This is a genomic window from Streptomyces sp. NPDC056628 (assembly GCF_042792555.1).
Lineage (GTDB): Bacteria > Actinomycetota > Actinomycetes > Streptomycetales > Streptomycetaceae > Streptomyces.
Genome location: NZ_JBHTWG010000053.1, coordinates 13,982 through 32,977, shown reverse-complemented (window position 1 = coordinate 32,977; position 18,996 = coordinate 13,982). Strand labels below are relative to the sequence as shown.

The following is an 18,996-nucleotide window of genomic DNA, read 5'->3' as shown; positions in this document are numbered from 1 at the left end:
CCGCCGCCCTGCGCGTACCTCACGCCCCAGGGCTACCAGTGCCGACACCCAACTGTCAGGCGGACGGCACCGACATCACCCAATCAAGTTCAGTAGTCACGCAATGTGGCAATTTCGCCACCCTTCGCGACCCTTACGGTACTGGTCAGCGCGGGTCTACGGAGCGGATTCTTCTCAAGCGCCGGTGCGAGGACTCGACGCCTGCGCCAAGTACTGAGGGCTCTCAACAGGAGGTTTCGTTGACCAATCATCCGCAGGTTCCAGCCGTTGAGTTTTCCGGCGTCCGTCGCCTGCTCCTGGCGGAGACGGATCCGCCCCGGCTCACCGATGAGCAGACGGCGGCCATGAAGCGCAGGTGGGAAGAGGCCGTCGCCGCGAATCCGTCGCTGTTCGACGGTCCCACCGTGGTGTGCGCGGGACTGGAGTGGAAGGACTCGCAGACCCTGATGCTGACTTGGTACCGGGCGACCTACCGCCTGTATCTCTTGCGGTTGGACCCGGTCCACGCTGTGTCCGCCCCGTCGGTGTTCGTGTCCGTCGGGCAGCCCACGGATGACGGGCGGCTGCTGGTGGGGCGGATGGCGTCGTCGACCGCGCATTCGGGGCGCTGGCAGCTGCCCGGCGGGACGATCGAGCCCCCCGAGGCGGGCGCCGCCCTGGACCTGGAGTGCCTGCGCCGGCACGCGGTGCGGGAGCTCGCGGAGGAGGTCGGGCGCGAGGCCGCGTCCGAGGACCTGCAGCTGTGGACGGTGACCCGCGGTGACAAGGGCAATGTGGGCGTGCACTTCCGTGCTCCCGCATGCCCGGCTGACGCGCTCACCAAGCAGTACACGCAGCTCGTCGCCGCCGAGAACACGCGGGGACGCACCCCGGAACTGGACCGCATCGCGTTCATCGGGTCGGACACCGACGTGGCGGGGCTTGGCGGCCGCTACGCCGACTTCCTGCCGGTGCTCGCCGCACGCCATGCCGCGAGTGACACGACCGACTAGACCTACAGGGAGATGGCCGATGCCCAGTCCCGGCAACACGCATGACCATCCAGCCGGACAGACGGCCGGGCTCGAAACAGAGGGGGTCTTGGCGGGGGTGGCGGAGGAGCTGGTCGGCGCTGCCCGAACCGGCGTTCCCGTCCCGCTGCTGTCGAAGCGCTTCCCGGGTCTGACCCCTGCGGACGCCTACCGCATCCAGCGGATCAACCTGGACAAGCAGGTTTCGTCGGGGGCCCGGATCGCTGGTCACAAGATCGGACTGACCTCGGCCGCCATGCGGGAGCAGATGGGCATTGACGAGCTCGACTCAGGAGTTGTCCTGACCGACATGGTCGCCGCCAGTGGAGCCCGGCTGCGGTCGGCCGACTTCATGAGCCCGAGGATCGAGACCGAGATCGCCTTCCGGCTCCGTCGCGACCTGGCCGAGCCCTCGGACCTGGGTACCGTCCGTTCGGCTGTGGGCGAGGTGTTTCTCGCGTTCGAGGTCCTCGACACCGTGTTCCCCGACTGGAACATCGCTCTGGTCGACAGCATCGCCGCAAACGCCGCCTGCGCCGGCGTGGTCACCGGCAGCCCGGTCCCGTTCGATCCGGCCTGGGACCTGACCGCCGAGCAGATCCGGTTGGAAGCAGACGGGGAGGATGTCGCGGCCGGACAGGGGCGTGACATCCTCGGCGACCCGCTCAAGGCACTGGCCTGGCTGACGCACCGGCTGCCCGTCCTGGGCATCACCTTGCGCGCCGGCGACATCGTCCTGGCCGGATCGGTGCACGCGAGCCTCCCTCTCACCCCTGGCACACACTTCCGGGCCACCTCCACCCGGCTCCCCTCCGTCGATCTACGGGTCGTCTGACCCGCCACCCACACGTGGAGCACACATGGCATCCAGCACCGTGAACGCGGCCGTCCTCGGCTCCGGCTTACTCGGGCTCGACCTCGTCGAGCGCATGCTGAACTCCCCCCACCTGAGCTGCGGGCTCGTCGTCGGCCGCACCGCGAACAGTCGCGGACTGACACAGGCCGCCGAGCTCGGCTGCACTACCGCAGCGGGCGGCGTCACAGCCTTGCTCGACTCCGGCCAGAGGTTCGACGTCGTCTTCGACGCCACGAACGCATTCGAGCACCCCGGTCACTGGGCCCGGCTCGCCAGCACCGGCGCGGTGCTCATCGACCTCACCCCTACCAGCGCGGGTGCGCTGATCGCACCGACCGTGAATGGCGATCAGGCAGCCCGGCACCAGCACATCGGCCTCGTCTCCTGCGGCGGGCAAGCCTCTCTCCCCGTCTTGCATGCCCTCGCTCAGCACTACCGGCCCCGGTATGTGGAGATGGTGGCCACGGCCGCCAGCGTCAGCGTCGGCCGGGCCAGCCGTCTCAACCTCGACGAGTACGTGGAGACGACCCAGGACGCAATCCGCCGGTTCACCGGGACCGGCGTGGCCAAGGCGATGCTGAACATCTCTGCGGCCGCGCCGCCACCACCGTTCCGTATCGCCACAACGGTGGTGGCCCCGGGGGTGGAGCAGGGCCCGGTCCGCGGCGTCGTGGATGAGGCTGCGGCGGCCATGCGGGCTCTGGTGCCCGGCTATCGGATCACCTCCTGCACCGTCGCCGGCGACACGGTCTGTGTCGTCGCGGAGGTGGCCGCCACTCGCAACCGGATGCCGATGCATGCCGGGAACCTCGAGGTGATCAGCGCCGCGGCCATCTACGCGGCCGAGCAGCACGCCCTCGCCAAGGCCCCCGCGCTGAAGGAGCTCGCCCGATGATCGCTCAGACCACCGTGACCGTGCACGACCCCACCCTGCGCGACGGCCAGCACGCGGTGCGGCACCAGCTGGATGCCGGGCAGATCCGCACCTACGCCGCGGCGGTCGACGCGGCCGGTGTCCCCGTGGTCGAGGTCGGCCACGGCAACGGGCTCGGCGCCTCCTCCCTGCAGGTCGGCCGCAGCAGGCTCAGCGACGGCGAGATGCTCTCCACTGTCCGCGAAGCCCTCACCCACAGCAGGCTGGCCACCCTCATGCTGCCCGGCTGGGCCACTACAGCCGACCTGCGGAACGCCGTCCGCCACGGTGTGGACGTGGTGCGCGTGGCCGCACACTGCACCGAGGCCAGCGTCACCGAACGCCACCTGGGCGTCATTCGCGAGCTCGGCGCCGAGGCGCAGGGCGTGCTGCTGATGAGCCACATGGCCAGCCCTGGCGAACTCGCCGAGCAGTGCGCCCTGATGGTCGGCTACGGCGCGCAGGCGGTGTGCATCTTCGACAGCGCCGGTCACTACCTGCCCGGCGACGTCACCGCCCGAATCACCGCCATCACCGCGGCGGTCGACGTGCCGGTGGCGTTCCACGGGCACAACAACCTCGGGATGGCCGTGGCGAACTCGGTCGCGGCCGTCGAGGCCGGCGCTCGCACGATCGACGCGTGCGCGCGGGGATTCGGCGCGGGCGCGGGCAACACCCAGCTGGAAGTTCTCGTGGCCGTGCTGGAGCGCTACGGCTACCGGACCGGGATCGACCTGCGGCGCCTGGCCGACGCCGCCGATCTCGCCGAGCGGACGCTGATGCCCTCACCGCCGACGATCGACTCCACCAGCCTGATTTCCGGGCTGACCGGGGTGTTCTCCGGGTTCAAAAGGCCCGTCCTGGCTGCCGCCGAGAGCCAGGGAGTGCACCCCTGGGACCTCTTCGTCGAGCTCGGCCAACGCCGGGTCATCGCCGGGCAGGAGGACCTGATCCCTGACGCGGCGCGCAGCCTGGCTGCACAGGGGGCTGGCCGATGATGCAGACGTTGGCCCCGGCTGGGGTGTGGTTCGTCACGCCCGGTCACGAATCCGCCCGTTTCCCGGCCGCGCACGGCTGCGGCGCGGACGTCGCCCTGGTCGACCTCGAGGACTCCGTGCCCGCCGCCCTGAAACCGCAAGCCCGGCAGGGTGCCGCCGCGTTCTTCACCGCGCCCACGGCGGCCGGTCGCGTCCTCGGCGTCCGGATCAGCTCTCCCACCACCCGCGACGGCATTTTCGACCTGGCGGCCATCGCCGACTACCCGGTCCGGCCGGACATCGTGCTGATCCCCAAAGCGGAGTCGGCGAGGGATTTCGAGATCGCCGCCGGGACACTCGACGCGCCCGGCTATACGCCGCACCTGTATGCGCTGATCGAGACGCCGCGTGCGTTTGAAGAGCTGCCGTCGATCGTGCGGGCCGAGCGCATCGCCGGGGTGGTGTTCGGAACGGCGGACTACGCGACGGCTCTCGGCTGTTCCAAGAGCTGGGAAGCGATGCTGCATGCCCGGTCCGCGCTGGTCACCAGCGCCGCCGCCGCAGGCATCCGCGTGATCGACTCCCCGTACTTCGACCTGGACGACCTGGACGGGCTGCGGGACGAAACCGAACGTGCCAGGGACCTGGGCTTCGCCGGGAAGTGCTGCGTGCATCCCCGCCAGCTCCCCGTCGTCACAAACGTGTTCACGCCGACAGCCAAGGACGTCGCCGCCGCCCGCGCCATCGTGGCCGCCGCCGACGGAGCCGGCGGCCGCATCGTCCGCGTCGAGGGGCAGATGATCGGCCCGCCCATGGTCAAAGCCGCCCGGGCGCTGCTGGCTCGCGTGGACGGCCGCACGCCGCGCGAGGTCAGCGCGTGACCACCAGCATCCCAGCTCCCGCGGGGTTCCGGCGGATCGCCGAGGGCCGCTACCGAGAGGTCGTCGGTCTCGGCTACCACGAGCTGGCCGAGGGCCTGGTCATCGAGCACCGGCCCGGGCGCACCATCACCGAGGCCGACAACGTCGTGATGACCACGCTCGGCGGCAATGATGCCCCGATCCACACCGATGCCCACTACAGCGGCCTCACCGAGTGGGGCAGGCCCCTGGTGTGCAGCAGCGTCACCCTCCACATCGTCGGCGGGATGACCGTGCGCAGCACCAGCGGCCTGACCATCGCCAACCTCGGCTTCGAGTCGATCCGGTTCACCCGCCCTGTGTTCGTGGGCGACACCCTCTACGCGGAGACGGAGATCACCGGCCGCCGGTTGTCCCGAAGCCGCCCGGACACCGGGATCATCACCAGTCGCACGATCGGCCACAACCAGGACGGCAAGGCGGTGGTGACGTTCTCGCGCAGCTTCTTCGTCCCCATCGACGCCGATGCCGTCCGTGACCGCACCAACTACTAGAAAGGGGATGGCGACATGCCTGATGCGATCGGGATCGTGCAGGCCGACGACGAGCTGTGGCAGCAGTACGACGCCCTGGCCACTCGCAGCTACGGCCATCCCGTGGGTGACATCAGCCGCCTGCGCCCGCACGCGGACATTCGCGTCGCCGTCCGGAACGGGCGGGTAATCGCCGGCGGCCTCGGCCTCCTCGTCCCGCAGTTCTTCGGCGGAGTCCCCGTGCCCTCTGCCTTGCTCAGCGCGGGGTGCGTCGCCCCCGAGGAACGCGGCGCCCGCCTCTCCGTCGACATGCTCGCCGCACGGCTCCGTCACCTGCGCGAGCAGGGAGCGGTGATCTCCACGCTATGGACGACATCGGGCGGGTACGTGCGCCGCCTCGGCTGGGAAGCCCCCGTTCCCGTGTTCGCGTGGTCCATCGCCACCGACGACCTCAAGCGGGCCTTCACCCGCTCAGGGCTGCCGGTCGAGCACGGCCGTACGACGGAAGCCGACAAGCTGCAACGGCGCCTGGCCCAGCAGTGGAACGGGCCCGTGAAACGCCCGGCCTGGTGGCCGGCCTGGATCGACGACAAGCAACAGTTGATCACGTACCGGTTCGGCCCCGGACAGGCACCCACGGGGCTGCTGTCGTTCGCCATGAAACGCAGCGAGCGGCACGGGATGCAGCTGACCGTGCACGACTTCTGGGCCGCCGACGCGAACACCGTCGGCGAGATGATGGCGTTCCTCGCCATCCATCACACCCGCGCCGCAGTCATCCACTTCCGGCGCTCCGCTCTCCCTCCGTATCCTGCGCTGCTGCACAACCTCCATCGGTACCGGCTGACGGCGGAGGCGTGGCACCCGTGGATGCTGCGCATCCTCGACCTGCAGGAAGCGGTGCGGCTGCGGGGCTGGCCGGATCACGTCGACATCGCCATTCCCCTGGACATCGAAAGCGAGAACGGCGAGACCTGGGACCAGTACCTGCTCGAAGTGAAAGGCGGCGCCGCACAGATCACCAAGACACACACCGCTGGTGAAGTCCGGCTCGCCCGCCGCCAACTGGCCGTCTGGTACGCCGGAGGCTACCGGACAGCGACCGCAGCGCGCCTGGCCGGAGTGGACGCCAGATCCGAGGAAGTGCTCAATAGACTGATGTGCACCACAGCGCACGAACCTTGGTTGCCCGACCACTTTTAGTTACTGAACGCCGGAATTCGGCGGTGGAAGACCACCCCCTGGCGCTAGGGCGGCAATAGTCCATCGCCTGGCCAGAAGGGTCGCTCGGCCGTGAGGCCGGCGAGGAGCCTGCCGACCTCGGTCAGGACCTTGGTGCGGTCTTCCGGTCCGTAGACGGTGAACTCTTCTGCTACTGCGTCGAAGGCACGCATCCGGATGTCAGGGGTGGTGCAGATCAGAGCCCGGGCTACTTCGGGGAGGCCGAGGCTGAGGGCATCGCACATCCGGGTCTGCACAAGGTGCACCAGATCGACGGTGACGCGCTCCCAGTCGCCGACCGTCGGCCAATCGGCACCGCCGTCCAGTTCGTGGGTGAGGGTGGCCAGCGGGATGATCTCGCCCGGCTGCCGTCCTCGGGTGAGGAGGTCGTGGATCCGGGCGCCGTCAGGCTGGAGTACCCGCGGGTGGAGCAGGGTGTCGGCGGCCACGAGGGTGGTGTTGATCTCCCGGGGTCCGGGGCCGGGGTAGTAGGGCTCGTGGGCGAAGAGCAGGTAGACAGCTGAGGTGCGGTCAGCGGTGTGGGGTTCGGGCATGGCGGGTGCTCCCCTTCAGTGGTCAGCTACCGGGCGCGTGTGCTGCGGTGCTGGCTTTGTTGTCGGCCGGGTGCCAGGTGTCCGCCCCGGCTTACGGGCCTGCTCCCCGTTGTTCGGCCGGGCCTGGGCGGATGCGGGCCCCAGGATCTGGGCGACCTGGTCGGCGAGCTGGAGCATCAGTCGTTCTCGGGCGATGAGTTCGCATGAGGCCGAGCGGGCGTCCTGCCTTTGGAGGAGGTCGGCGGCGTCCCACAGCAGTTGCTGGCCGATCTCGGCCGACCGGCGCAGTTCGTAGCTGTCGCTGCCGCCGGCGGCCTGAAGCAGACAGGTGTGCAGGGCGGCGAGGCGCTGGAGGTAGCGGCAGACGCCGGCGCCTTCGACCGTGCGGACGTGCTCGCGGGCCCGGGCATCCAGCGTGGTCGGCAGGTGCTCGGCGAGCAGCGGCGCAAGTGCCATCGCTGGTAGGGCCACACCGGCGCCGATGTCACGGGCCGTGTCGGACAGGCCGGCGACCAGGCTGAGGAACGCGGTCGCGATGGCTGTCAGGGGCAGCGCGGGGATGCCGGGGGCCATACCGATGCGGCGGGCGGGGCGGCGGGTCAGCCAGCGCAGGGCCAGGCGCTGTAGGGGTGTGGCGGAGGGGGTGAGGACTGCGATCTGGTAGGGAAGGTCGGGCCGGGAGCCGTCGCCTGGGATCGTCCAGGCGAGCCAGCCCCACCGGGTGCGCTCGTGGACGAGCACGGGTTCGCACTCGGCGGTGCAGGTGTGGTCGCGGAGATGGCCGGTTCGCAGGGCGCGTGCGCGTTTCGTCTCCCACCGGCCAGGGGTGGCCGCGAAAGCGTGCAGGTGCTGCGCCGGGCCGGACGGCGGTGGTGTGCGGCGGGTGTCGGTCACGGCTCTGTTTCCTTCCGGTGGGGTAGGTCAGGCGGAGGCGCACGTCGTGCAGCGGCCGTCGCCGTCGGGGTGGGCTCGCTTGCGGGTCGGGCCGGGGCAGGCGCGGCACCGCGGCCAGCCCAGGCACGTCGGGCACAAGTCTTCGCCCAGGGCGGTGGCGGGCACACCGCAGCCGGCGCACTCGACGAGAGCCCGGTAGGTGAGAGCCTGGACCACCGAGCGGGCGGCAGCCGCAGTCGAAGACCGCTTGCTGATCGCCTCCACAGACCGTTCGTCTCGTGGCGCCGCGCCGGGACAGATGGCGGTGGCCGGCGGCGGATAGGCCTGGGCGGCGCGGAGCCGGCCGGCGATGACCGCACCGACGGAGGTACGCACAGTGCTCGGCAGCGCTCGGCCGGTGATGACCTGTCGCAGCTGTTCTGGACTCCAGCCGGCCTCCAGCATGACGGTCGCCACACGGCCTTGATCAGTCAGTACCGGTCCGGTCAGCAGCAGTTCGGGACGGCGCGCCCCGATTTCCAGCAGCAGCCGGATACCCGCGTGCATCCCATCTGCCAGAGGCGGCTTCGGGGACGGTGTCGCGTGCGAGGGAGCGGCCCGCGCGGTTGTGCGCGCGGCGTCGCCGCGATCGCACGGACGGAGGGGGCTGGTCTTCTGCTGGTTGGTCTTCTTGATGATGGTGTTCTTAGTGCCGGGATCAGCCAACACTGGTCCAACCAATCCTGGACAACCCGACTCTGGTGGTGAGCTGCGGTTTTGCAGGGCAGGCAGGTCGGTGATGACGTACCGGGCCGGCCCGAGCGTGCCGTCGGTGTAGCGATCGCGTTCACGCCGCAGGAACCGGTGCTGCTCGAGCTCCTTCAGGCCCCCGGTCACGGCGTCGACGCGTTCGCGGCCGTGCCCGGCCAGGCCGGCGACCGTGATCTGCCAGCCGTCCCGGTGGGTGCTGATGTAGCCGAACAGCCCCTTCGCTTTGAAGGAGAGGCGGTTGTCCCTGAACAGCGCATTGGCGATCTGCGTGAACTGATCTCCTGCCATCTCCCCGCGGCGGATGCCCGCACCGAAGCCGTTGTCGGGTTTGCCTAGGTCAGTGCCATCGGCGGGTTCTTGGGCTGCGGATGCAGGGTCGATCGGGGGAACGTCCCAGGCGGCGGGACGCCCGGTGATACTGTAGACGCTTCCCCCGAGGGTGCCGTCGGGGTGGCGCACGCGATCGCGGACCAAGTAGCCGAACTTCTCCAGCTCGTTCAGACCTGCCCGCACCGCGTCTCGCCCGTCGGGGCCCAGGGCAACCAGGGCGGTGACGGTCACCCGCCATCCGTTGCGGTGGGTGCTGATGTAGCCGAAGAGACCCTTCGCCCGGTAGGAGATGCGGCTGTCGCGGAACAGTCCGTTCGCGATCTGCGTGAACTGATCAGCCGCCATCACGCCGCGGCGGACCCCGACTCCGAGGCCGCTCACCGCGCCGTCCGGGATCCGGGCCGCGTGTGCCGGCCACGGCAGCCCACTGTGCCCACCGGGGTGGGGCGTTCGGTGGGCGTGAAAGCGGAGGCGTACCTGCGTTCCATGCCGTCAGCTCATCCACCGACCCCGACCAGGCGCACGGCCATGAGCCTCGACCACTGGTCACGATCCGGCAACCCGGCCCTTCCAGCTGCCGCGGTCGGGGCCATGGTTGGGCCGACCATACCCTGCCCGCACATTGCGCAGTCGTTGCGCAGCCCCAGTCGGGCAGCCTTCGTGGGCGGTGCGCAATTTGGGCTGCGCAACAGATCGAAGGCCGTGCGCAGTCGGGTTGCGTTCAGCGGGTGCGCATCACGGACCGTGGAGCCCGAGATCCTCATGCACAGAGCTGGGCCTGCCGATGCGCACCCCCGCCCCCGCGCGGCCTGGTGGAGTCCCTGTGCGCACCAGCGGACGGCGCCGGCCGGGGTAAGGCAGACGGGTCTTCGCACATCCGTCGGCGCCGTGCCGGCAGACGACGCGGTGCACGCCAGCAAATCCCGCGTGGGGCCCGTGGCCCGCCCCTGGTCGGGCCCGTGGTCGGACCGGCCAGGGGCTTCGTGTCTGCATCGTGACCGTGGTCGGGGTCTCGTGGTCGGTGATCGGGTCGGGGTCGGCGGGTTTCCTCAAGGTCAGCAATTCACGTTCTGACCTGGGAGTTCAACCATGTCCCCTGGCAAGCAGACCACAGCGGGCGAGGGCGCTGCTGCGATGGCGGCCGGCGCCCGGCTGAAGGCGACGCGGCTCCGCGTCCGCCTTTCGCGTCTGGCGCTCTGGACGGCCATCGCGGCCGGCCCCACCGCCCTCGCGGTCACCGTCGCCTCCACCCCGACCACCGTCGAGGCGGCCCCTGCGGCCCGGCCCACCGCTGCGCACACCGCGGCGGCCAACGCCGACCCGGCCGGCTATGCGCAGTTGTTTCTCAGCGCGTGGCTGCGCGCCAGCGCTGACGACGCAACGACTGCGCAGTCGCGGCTTGCGCAGTCGATGGCGCCGGACGTCGAGTTGCCCCACGCGGGAGCGGGTGCGCAGTCGTCGCCTACATCCGTGACCGCGGTGCGCAGTGCGCAGCGCGGTCACGGCGTGTGGTCGGTGACGGTTGCCGTGCAGTACGCAGGCGGACGGTTGCGCCACTACACGGTGCCGGTGGCCGTCGGCGACTCGGGCGCCGCGTTCACGGTGACCGGTGCGCCTGGCGTGGTGGCCGGCCCGGGCCGAGTCGCTGTGCCGAAGTCGCCGTACGGCGTGAGAGTCCCCGAGGGTGCTCTGTCCTCGGGCGTGGGGGAGTTTTTCGCCGCCTACCTGACCGGTGCCGGCGAGGTCGACCGTTACCTCGCGCCCGGTGTGCAGATCCCGGCGCTCTCCCCCGCCCCGTACACGGCCGTCTCCGTCGAGCAGGTGTCCGCGGTCGAGGAAGCCGCGGCCGCCGATCAGGTCCCGGCCGACGGCACGGCGGTGCGGGTCCTCGTCCGGGTGAAAGCCCAGGACGCAGGTGGCCAGTGGCCGCTGGCGTACGAACTCATGCTGAAGGCCCGCTCCGGCCGGTGGGAAGTCGCCGCCCTCGACTCCCGTGTGGCTCAGGACGGGGGTGCCCGGTGAACACGATGCACAGTCTGCTGCTCGCCGGGCAGCTCAACGACCTCGGCGATTCGTGGATCACCATGTTCAAGGAGTGGGCGACCAAGGGTCTTCAGGCCGGCCTCGTCTGCCTCGTTGTCATCATCATGATCCAGAAGTTCAGCCTCAAGGCAGGGATCGGCGCCCTGCTGCTGATGATCATCGCGCTTGGGCTGTACAACTCCCGCGACAGTCTCGCGAACATGTTCGAGGACGAGCTGAAGAACCCGGCCAAAGGCGCACCTGCCGTCCCTGGCGCCGTCCCGCCGGCACTCCTCTCCCCTGCCGACCCCCCGCCGGGCGGCGGGGGCCAGCTGTGACCGCGGCAGCGGCGCGGGTGGGCCGCTTCTACACGGCCGCCCGACGCCACCCTTGGGTGCTGGGCAAGGTCGCCGACTGGAAGATCCCGCTCGGCCCCTACACCCCCGCGCAGATCGCGGTCGCCGTCGGCGGTGGCTTCCTCCTGGTCAAGACGATCGGCTGGTGGTCGTGGATGGGGCCGGTCCCCATCGTCGTGTGGCTGCTGGCGATCTGGGCGGTTCGCCGGCCGAAGATCGCCGGCCGTGCGCCGCTGCAGGCCGCGTGGGGCTGGGTGCTGCTCGGCCGGCAGCCCACGGGAGGGCGGATCGGTGGGCGGGCCGCCCGTGACCGTGCCGCCCGAGCGCTGCTCGGCGGCTTCACCATCGAGAACGCGCCCTCCCCGGACCCGGCGCGCCCGCTGCTCGGCGGCTTCACGATCGAGGGCGCGCCCGCGCCGGACTGGGGGGCGAAGGCCGCACCCTCTTCTGAGGCTGGGCACAGCGCTGCCTCGCGGGCGCCGCTTGCGCGGCGGGCCTGCGCTGGCTCCTGCGCGCACCGCCCCACTCAGCCGGTTGCTCCTGTCGTGCCCGCAGGGCCGGTCTCCGGTGTGCAGCTGCTGCTGCTCGCGCACGCCCAGCCCGGGGGTGCGCCGTGAGGGTTCCGATCCGTCACATCGCCGGCCACCTGGTGTGGTCGACGCACGGCAGCGTGTGGGCCCTCTACCGCCTGCACCCTGGTCCGGACGCGCAGGGCCGACATGAGGAGAGTGCCCAGGGCACCTATGTGCCCGCTGCGGTGCGCGACGAACAGCTCGCAAAGATCACGCACCTGGTGCGGTCGCTGTCCGGGGCACCGCGGCTGTTCGGTCTGTGCGCGCAGGTCGACCCCGGCGAGATCGCCCTGAAGATGATCGAGGGCGTCGAGCCGGCCGAGCAGCCACCCGAGGCGGGGCCGCACCCGTGGGTGGAGAACGTCGAGGCCACCCTTCAGCTGCTGGACGACCAGGAGATGCACCGTCGCACCCTGTGGCTGGCCGTTCCGTTGCAGACCGAGACAGGCGGCCTGCAGGTCTTCACGCCACTCGCAGCGGCGTGGGCCGAAATGGCGCCGTCGCTGGGCATGCGCCCGGCACTGGTCGCACGGCGCGAGGTGACCGGCTACCGCGAGCAGGCTTTGCGGGTGGAGGCCGCGCTCGCCGGCGGCATCGCCTTCCGCCCGGCCCGCCCGGCGGAGATCGTGTGGATGATCCAGCACGCCCTGAACCGCGGCCTCGCCGAACCCCTGCTCGCCGAAGCCGAGACCAGCAAGTTGTACGGCGGGCAGGTCCGGGGCGCCGTGCTGCGCTCACCGAGCTACGCCGACCTTGGCCAGGTCCGCCTGCAGGAAGGAGGCATCGACCCCGAACTCGACGACGTCGACCAGCTCAGGACTGGGGGCCGGATCACGCGGTCGGGCCGCAGGGCCTGGTGGCGGGTGAACACCGGCTCGCCGCTGGCGCGGCGCTGGCTGCAGATCGAGTCCGACGCAGGAGTCGGCTACCAGGCGCAGTTGGTGCTGGCCGAGTGTCCGCCCGCGGTCAGCCAGGATGCCGCGGACCTGTTCGCCCAGCTGGAGATGCTCGACTTTCCGGTCGACTACACCGTCGATCTCACCCTCGTGCCCGCGGAGAAGGCCCGCGAGCAGGTGCGGCGCAAGAAGAACGAACTCATCGACCAGGCCGACCAGTACGACGCCCGCCCCACCGGCATGCCGGCCTCTCTGACCGAGGCTGCCCGCGACCTGAGCGAACTGGATGCCCGTCTGTCGCGTACGTCGGTCGAGGTCGAGGTGCAGTCCGTCACCGCGCTGACCGTGTGGGGGCCGACGGCCGCCGTCTGCGACGCCCGGGCCCGCGCGCTCACCGCGCTGCTCGGCGGCGCCGACTACCGCGCGGTACGCCCGGCCGGCCTGCAGGAAGCCCTGTTCACCCTCGGCCTGCCCGGCACCATACGGCCCGGGATGCTCCGGGAGTTCACCCAGCACCAGATCAGTGAGGACTGGGCACTGTCCGGGGCCTTCACCACCGCCCAGGTCGGCGACCCCAACGGGACGTTCCTCGGCATCGACCTGGACAGCGGCACCACCCGCCCCGTCATGATCAACGTGGCGGACGCCCCCAAGGTCGAGGCCTCCGCCTCCATGGGCATCGTCGGCGACCTGGGCGCGGGCAAGAGCGTGCTGCAGAAGCTGATCGCGGAAGCGGTGTGGGCACGCGGCGGCTGCGCCATCTGCATCGACCGCACCCCCCTCCGCGAATGGGCCACCTTCGCCCGCACCGCGGCCAAAGGCCGCGTGCAAATCATCGACGCCGCCCAGGCCGAGGTCTCCATCGACCCGCTGCGCCTGTTCCACGGGCCCGAAGGACGGCACTACGCCCTGTCCTATCTCACCCTGCAGCTCGGCATCGGCCCGATGAGCACATCCGGCGAGGTCCTCCACCACGCCGTCGAGCAGGCCGCCGCCGGCCAGCAGCCGTCCATGCACCGCGTCCTTGAAGTCCTCGAGGAGATGGCCGGGCGTGAGGTGGGCACGCGGAAGGACGCGGCCTCCACCCTCGCCGGACTCGTCCGCGTCATCGCCACCAACTCCCTGGCCCGGATGGTCTTCGACCCGAGCCTGCCGCCGGTCCGGCTGGACGCCTCCAGCACCTCCGACATGATCGTGATCACCACGACCGGGCTGAAACTGCCTCCCAAGCAGGCGTTCGACAAGCCCGAAGTGCTGCACCAGCAGCCGCTGGAAGCGCTGATCGGCCGCGCGGTGCTCTACCTGATCGCCGCGATCGCCCGGCAGACCGCGTTCGAGGACCCTCTACGGTTCACGCAGGTGGTCATGGACGAGTTGTACTGGCTGACCTCGTCCGCCGAGGGCACCGCCCTGGTCCACGAATTACTCCACGACGGCCGCAAACACGGCGCCGGGCTCCTGGCGGGCTCGCACGACGCCGCCGAACTCGGCCCGGACCGAAGCCTCATGGCCTACCGGGCGCTCGCCCGCACCACCGACCGCGAACGTGCCCGACGCGGACTTGAGTTCGTCGGGCTCGATCCGAACGACGACGCCCTGGTGCGGCTGGTGACCACCGGCCTCTCCCCCGTGGGCCAAAAGGGCCGAGAAGGCGAGTTTCTGCTGACCTGCCCGCGCCAGAACACCGGCCGCGTCAAAGTCTCCATCCCCCGCATCCCGCGCATCACCACCTCCATCACCACCACGCCCGGACGCCGTCCGAGCGCTCATTCGCACTCCGTGCCGGAGCCGCTCGCCGGTGAGGCCGTGGAGGCCCGACCCAAGGGGCACCCCGGATGACCACATCGCCCTCCCACCGCGCCCGGCACGCCGGCGCCGCCTCAAGCCACCTCACCGTCGCCGTCGCCGCAAGCCCGCTCACCTCTCGCCGTCGGAGCCTGCGCGCCGGACGCCTGCGTGCCGGACGCCTGCGTGTCGGACGCCTGATGGCCCGAGAGCGGACCAGCCTTCGCCTCCGGCAGCCGCACGGCACGACATGCCAGGGCCCCTGCACCGTGATCACGGGCGCCGCCAGGGCGTACACCGAGCGCGCCGCCACCTCCGCTGAGCACCAGGACGTGGCCCATGCAGCATGGGGGCAGGGGACGACCACACGTGTCGGCGCAGCATTGAGGCCGCGGAGCACAGGTGCCGGTGCAACGTGGAGGCCGGCCGCCGGTGCAGCCGCCCTAGTGGTGTGGCGGCCGCGGTCCGGCGCCGGGCGAAGGCGGCGCTGACGTGTTCCGCCCGGACCCCGCGAGGCTGCGCTCGGCCGGCTCCGTCGTGCTGCTGACCGGTGTGTTCCTGATGGTGAACAGCCAGGTCGTGTACGCGGCCGCCAACAGCAGCGAGACCACGGACCTGCTCGCCCCGCTGAACATCACCTCGTCCGAGGGAGTGCCGATCGACGGGTACGAACTCAACGCCTCCGGCGGCTCCATCGTCGCTTTCAAGAGGCAGGCCCTGGCCTTCGCGCTCAGCGGTCTGTTCACCCTGATCCGGCTGCTGGTGGGGCTGGCCGGGTGGTCGATCGAGGTGGCCTTCCGGTTTCCGCTGCTGAAGATCCTCACCCGCCCCGCGCAGAAAGCCGCCGACACCTACGACACCGTGGTGGTCGACACCCTGGGGCTGAAGGGGCTGCTGCTGGCGTGGGCGTTCGTCTTCGCCGCCTTCATGATCGTACGCGGGCGGATCGGCCGTGGTCTGGGCGAAATCTTCCTCACCCTGCTCATCGGGGCGATCACCGCCTCGGCCCTCATCCGCCCCGACACCCTGCTCGGCACGCACGGCCCTTTGGGCCAAGCCCAACAGGTGGCCGCCCAGGTCGCCCGAGACAGCGTCAACTCGCACGACTGGGGCGGCAAGCTCGCCAGCCACGACCCCTGTGCCGGCGTGGCAGGCAACGCCGAGATCACCTGCCTGCAACGTGAAGGGCAAGGACCCGTCTCCTCGACAGAGGTGGCCCGCCCGATCCAGGACTCGATCACCAACGCTGTGATCGTCAAGCCGTACATGCTCCTGCAGTACGGGCGCATCCTCGACCCCGCCAAGACATCCGACCGCAAGGCCTACGCCATCCACCTGAAGTGGATCACCGGCAGGTACCTGCCCGCCTCCGGCAGCCGGGGAGCCACGAAGGACTCCTGTGAGGGGATCAAGGGACCCGCCAAGGCGTACTGCGAGCAGGACGGCGACGGGCCAACGCCGATCGGCGGCACGGATCTGCCCGACCTCACACCCGGAGGGCAGCTCCTGGATGCCTCCCATGCGATCGTCACCGACGAGGACCAGGCGTTCGCCGCGTTCCTCGCCGACATGAAGAAAGCCGGCCCGGTCGGCAAGTCCTGCGCCGCCTACGCCGAAAAGCCCACCTGGTGGCGCCTGGGCGGCGCCTTCCTGCTGCTGATCGCCGCCCTGTTCATCTGCGGCATGCTGCTGTCCAGCGCGATCGTGCTGCTCGCAACCCAAGGCGTCTGCGCTGCCGCCGCAGCCGTCGGCGGCGTCACCTTCATCACGGCCATGCTGCCCGGTCCCCCGCGCCAGAGCGTGTGGAAGTGGCTGTCCCTGTGGGGCATCGCCGTCCTGGCCGTGGTCGGCGTCTGTGCGTTCATCCCGTTCTTCGGGATTGCCGTCGACACCACCATCACCGACGGCCCACAGCTGATGGTGGAGCGGATCCTGCTCATCGACGTCCTCGCCATCGCCGGCGCGGCCGGACACCGCCGCCTGCTGACCGGTATCACCGCCTTCGGCCGGCGGATGGCCCTGCGGATGCGCTACGCCAAGGTCGGCGGCACCCACATGCCCGGCGACACCTCCGAGCTCGGCGCCGCGCTCGCCCTGAACTCCCCCGCCACGATGAGCGGATACGGCGCAGGGCTGCGCACCCTCACCCGCGGGGGCGGAGGCAGATTCGGGATGCTCGGCACCCGGCAGCGGCTGATGGGGGCACTCACCTCGGTCTTCGACGGCGCAGGCATGCCCGTGGACACCGGCCGTGTCCTCGCCGATGCCACCGCCGAAGCCCGGCGCGGCCTGGCCCCGCTCACCGCGGCCACGGCCGTAGGAGGGCTGGGCGCACGGCTCGGCGCCAAGGGCGCCCACTGGCTGCTGATCGGCCGCCGCCCGGACAACGAGCAGCTGGCCAAGTGGCGCAAGCCCACCACCGAAAGCGACCCCGACACAGGCGCGGGCGGTCACGGGGGCGGGGGTGGTCCGTCGGGCGGCGGGGACGGTGGTTCAGGCCGCGGTACAGGTCCGCGTCAACCCTCAGGGCCGGCCGACCGGTACCGCAATACCCAAGGACAGATCGTCGACCGCACCACCGGCCAGGTCCTGCACGACCAGAACAGCGACCGCCCACTGCTGTCGACCCGGGCCCACAACCGGCTCGTCCGATTCCGCGGGTACCGCATCCTCAACCGCAGCGGCAGAGCCGCGTACGGGGTGACGGCCGGTCTTCCGGCAGGCGTCCGGCGAGCCCGGTCACAGGGCTCGCGCTACTCCCAGGACGCCCGCCAGCAAGTGCGGGTATGGGGCAACACCATCCGCGAGGACGGCAGGGCCTGGACTGACACCGGGCGCCACATGGCTGGTGTCCTGCGGGAGAACAGCGACAGCGGCGGACCCGGCCCCTTCGCCAGCCGCCGCCTGCCCACCACAGCCACACCCGCGCCCTCCCCCCGCCCGGCAACGCCTGCGCCTTTCCCACCCTCCCGCCGCCCCTCAGGTGGCAGCCCTGCCCCCTCCCGCCCCGCTCCCTCGGCCGGCGGCTCCGCAGCACCTTCGCTTTCGGGGCTCCCACGCCGGGACGGGTCTGCGCCGCGGCCGCGGCCCGATCCCGGCCGGCCCGTTCTCCCCGGGGGCGGAGGCGCTCGTGACCGGACCCGTGAAGAAGCGCGGGCCCGGATGCAGGAGCTGATGCGGCGCACCGCCCCCGAGGCCGAACGTCTACGTCAACAGCGGGCGCGGCGGCACAACCAGGACGGTGACGACGGATGAAGCCACCGGGTCGCCGGGTGCGGCGGTGGGGATGCATGGTGGCGCTGCTGATGTTCGCCGCCGTGTGCTGCGCCGCGCCGGTGGGCAACGCGATCAGCGCGTACGTCGCACTGGAGGCGGGTGCACAGGACGGCACCGGAATCGCCGGCGGCGGCAGCGCCGTCGGCATCCCTGCCCGGATGCTGACCGCCTATAAGAACGCCGTCCAGCGGGTCGGAAAGTACGGGCCAAGGTGTCAGGGCATGCGCTGGCCGATCCTCGCCGGGATCGCCAAGGCCGAATCGAACCACGCCGTCGGACGGAACATCTCCGCAGGCGGCGACATCCGCCCGAAAATCTACGGAGTACTCCTCAACGGCTCCGGCCAGGGCGGCAACACCACCGTCTTCCCCGACACGGACGGCGGCACATGGGACGGCACCGCGAACGGGGAGCGCGCCGTCGGCCCCTTCCAGTTCCTGCCCTCCACGTGGGAGCGGATCGGCAGGGACGCAGGCGGCGACAAGACCGCCGACCCGCACAACGCTGACGACGCCGCCCTCGGCGCGGCGATCTACCTGTGCGGAGACGGTCGTGACCTGACGAAGCGGTCGCAGCTGACAGCCGCGATCTGGCAGTACAACCACTCGAGCGAGTACGTCGCCGACGTTGTGGGGTGGATCGATCAGTACACGACGGCCGCTAAGAACCCGGGTCTGAAGGACGTCACGGGAAAGGTCCGCACCGTCATCGAGGCTGCGCTGTCCCAGCGGGGTGTCCCGTACTCGTGGGGCGGCGGCAACACGAGCGGCGCGTCGTACGGGATCTGCTGCTCGCCCAGCGGCAAGAGCGGCGAGCGCATCAAGGGCTTCGACTGCTCGGGGCTGACCACCTACGCGTACGCCACGGCCGGCATCCACCTGCCACGCACCGCGTCCGCCCAGGCCGCTGCCGGCCGGCGCATCCCCGCCGGCCTCGGCACCGGCGCCCTCAAGCCCGGTGACCTCGTCTTCTACGCCACCGCACCCGGACGCGATTCAACGATCTACCACGTCGGGATCTACCTGGGCGGCGGGCAGATGGTCAACGCCCCGCGCCCAGGCGCCGTGGTGCGCCTGGACGCCGTCAACGCGATGTCCGGCTACGCGGGAGGTGCACGGCTGCCGTGACCACCACCTCGCGCTCACCACGCCTGCTGCTATTCAGTACGGTCCTGCTCACCGTCGCAGGAGT

16 protein-coding genes are annotated in these 18,996 nt (G+C 70.9%); 13 read left to right on the top strand and 3 right to left on the bottom strand.

Features of this window, described 5'->3' with window-relative positions; translation table 11 throughout:
* Nucleotides 1-344 precede the first annotated feature (344 nt).
* The 7 genes from ACFRAC_RS34460 to eis all read left to right on the top strand — a co-directional run bounded on the left by ACFRAC_RS34460 (nt 345) and on the right by eis (nt 6,352).
* The gene (locus tag ACFRAC_RS34460; protein WP_382938352.1) at nt 345-992 is read left to right on the top strand and encodes an NUDIX hydrolase; all 648 of its coding nucleotides are present in this window, start codon (nt 345-347) and stop codon (nt 990-992) included.
* 97 nt (nt 993-1,089) lie between these two features.
* Nucleotides 1,090-1,845 carry a 2-keto-4-pentenoate hydratase gene (locus tag ACFRAC_RS34455; RefSeq protein ID WP_382938355.1) on the top strand — a complete coding sequence of 252 codons (756 nt, stop codon included), beginning with the start codon at nt 1,090-1,092 and terminating at the stop codon, nt 1,843-1,845.
* A gap of 25 nt (nt 1,846-1,870) precedes the next feature.
* Entirely contained in the window at nt 1,871-2,761 is an 891-nt protein-coding gene (locus ACFRAC_RS34450; RefSeq protein WP_382938350.1) for an acetylating acetaldehyde dehydrogenase, read from the top strand.
* Complete coding sequence (dmpG, locus tag ACFRAC_RS34445) at nt 2,758-3,777, top strand: 4-hydroxy-2-oxovalerate aldolase (RefSeq protein WP_382938348.1); 1,020 nt, start codon at nt 2,758-2,760, stop codon at nt 3,775-3,777. The genes ACFRAC_RS34450 and dmpG overlap by 4 nt, the downstream gene beginning before the upstream one ends.
* Nucleotides 3,777-4,637, top strand: coding sequence for an HpcH/HpaI aldolase/citrate lyase family protein (locus ACFRAC_RS34440; RefSeq protein ID WP_382938343.1), 861 nt, complete (start codon nt 3,777-3,779; stop codon nt 4,635-4,637). The genes dmpG and ACFRAC_RS34440 overlap by 1 nt, the downstream gene beginning before the upstream one ends.
* Nucleotides 4,634-5,170 (top strand): MaoC family dehydratase, encoded by a 537-nt coding sequence (locus ACFRAC_RS34435; RefSeq protein ID WP_382938338.1) that lies wholly within the window; start codon nt 4,634-4,636, stop codon nt 5,168-5,170. The genes ACFRAC_RS34440 and ACFRAC_RS34435 overlap by 4 nt, the downstream gene beginning before the upstream one ends.
* A gap of 15 nt (nt 5,171-5,185) precedes the next feature.
* A complete protein-coding gene (eis, locus tag ACFRAC_RS34430; protein ID WP_382938335.1) occupies nt 5,186-6,352 on the top strand; it encodes an enhanced intracellular survival protein Eis in 1,167 nt (388 codons plus the stop codon).
* A gap of 44 nt (nt 6,353-6,396) precedes the next feature.
* Here the strand turns inward: eis and ACFRAC_RS34425 are convergent, their stop codons facing one another.
* Genes ACFRAC_RS34425 through ACFRAC_RS34415 form a run of 3 tightly spaced genes read right to left on the bottom strand, consistent with a single transcriptional unit; the run spans nt 6,397 to nt 9,279 of the window.
* On the bottom strand, nt 6,397-6,924 hold the full coding sequence (locus ACFRAC_RS34425) for a hypothetical protein (RefSeq protein ID WP_382938331.1): 528 nt from the start codon (nt 6,922-6,924) through the stop codon (nt 6,397-6,399).
* Nucleotides 6,925-6,939: 15 nt separating this feature from the next.
* Nucleotides 6,940-7,818 carry a hypothetical protein gene (locus ACFRAC_RS34420; RefSeq protein ID WP_382938329.1) on the bottom strand — a complete coding sequence of 293 codons (879 nt, stop codon included), beginning with the start codon at nt 7,816-7,818 and terminating at the stop codon, nt 6,940-6,942.
* A gap of 27 nt (nt 7,819-7,845) precedes the next feature.
* Nucleotides 7,846-9,279: a hypothetical protein gene (locus tag ACFRAC_RS34415; RefSeq protein WP_382938327.1), complete on the bottom strand. Its 1,434-nt coding sequence runs from the start codon at nt 9,277-9,279 to the stop codon at nt 7,846-7,848.
* Nucleotides 9,280-9,987: 708 nt separating this feature from the next.
* Between ACFRAC_RS34415 and ACFRAC_RS34410 the strand changes: the two genes are divergently transcribed.
* From ACFRAC_RS34410 to ACFRAC_RS34385, 6 genes are all read left to right on the top strand, one after another.
* Entirely contained in the window at nt 9,988-10,920 is a 933-nt protein-coding gene (locus tag ACFRAC_RS34410) for a conjugal transfer protein (protein WP_382938323.1), read from the top strand.
* Nucleotides 10,917-11,258: a hypothetical protein gene (locus ACFRAC_RS34405; RefSeq protein WP_382938320.1), complete on the top strand. Its 342-nt coding sequence runs from the start codon at nt 10,917-10,919 to the stop codon at nt 11,256-11,258. Before ACFRAC_RS34410 ends, ACFRAC_RS34405 begins: the two co-directional genes overlap by 4 nt.
* On the top strand, nt 11,255-11,893 hold the full coding sequence (locus ACFRAC_RS34400) for a hypothetical protein (RefSeq protein ID WP_382938318.1): 639 nt from the start codon (nt 11,255-11,257) through the stop codon (nt 11,891-11,893). Before ACFRAC_RS34405 ends, ACFRAC_RS34400 begins: the two co-directional genes overlap by 4 nt.
* The gene (locus ACFRAC_RS34395) at nt 11,890-14,583 is read left to right on the top strand and encodes an ATP-binding protein (RefSeq protein ID WP_382938316.1); all 2,694 of its coding nucleotides are present in this window, start codon (nt 11,890-11,892) and stop codon (nt 14,581-14,583) included. The genes ACFRAC_RS34400 and ACFRAC_RS34395 overlap by 4 nt, the downstream gene beginning before the upstream one ends.
* A 438-nt stretch (nt 14,584-15,021) precedes the next feature.
* Nucleotides 15,022-17,784 carry a hypothetical protein gene (locus tag ACFRAC_RS34390; RefSeq protein WP_382938313.1) on the top strand — a complete coding sequence of 921 codons (2,763 nt, stop codon included), beginning with the start codon at nt 15,022-15,024 and terminating at the stop codon, nt 17,782-17,784.
* Nucleotides 17,781-18,932, top strand: coding sequence for an NlpC/P60 family protein (locus tag ACFRAC_RS34385; protein ID WP_382938310.1), 1,152 nt, complete (start codon nt 17,781-17,783; stop codon nt 18,930-18,932). Before ACFRAC_RS34390 ends, ACFRAC_RS34385 begins: the two co-directional genes overlap by 4 nt.
* Nucleotides 18,933-18,996 lie beyond the last annotated feature (64 nt).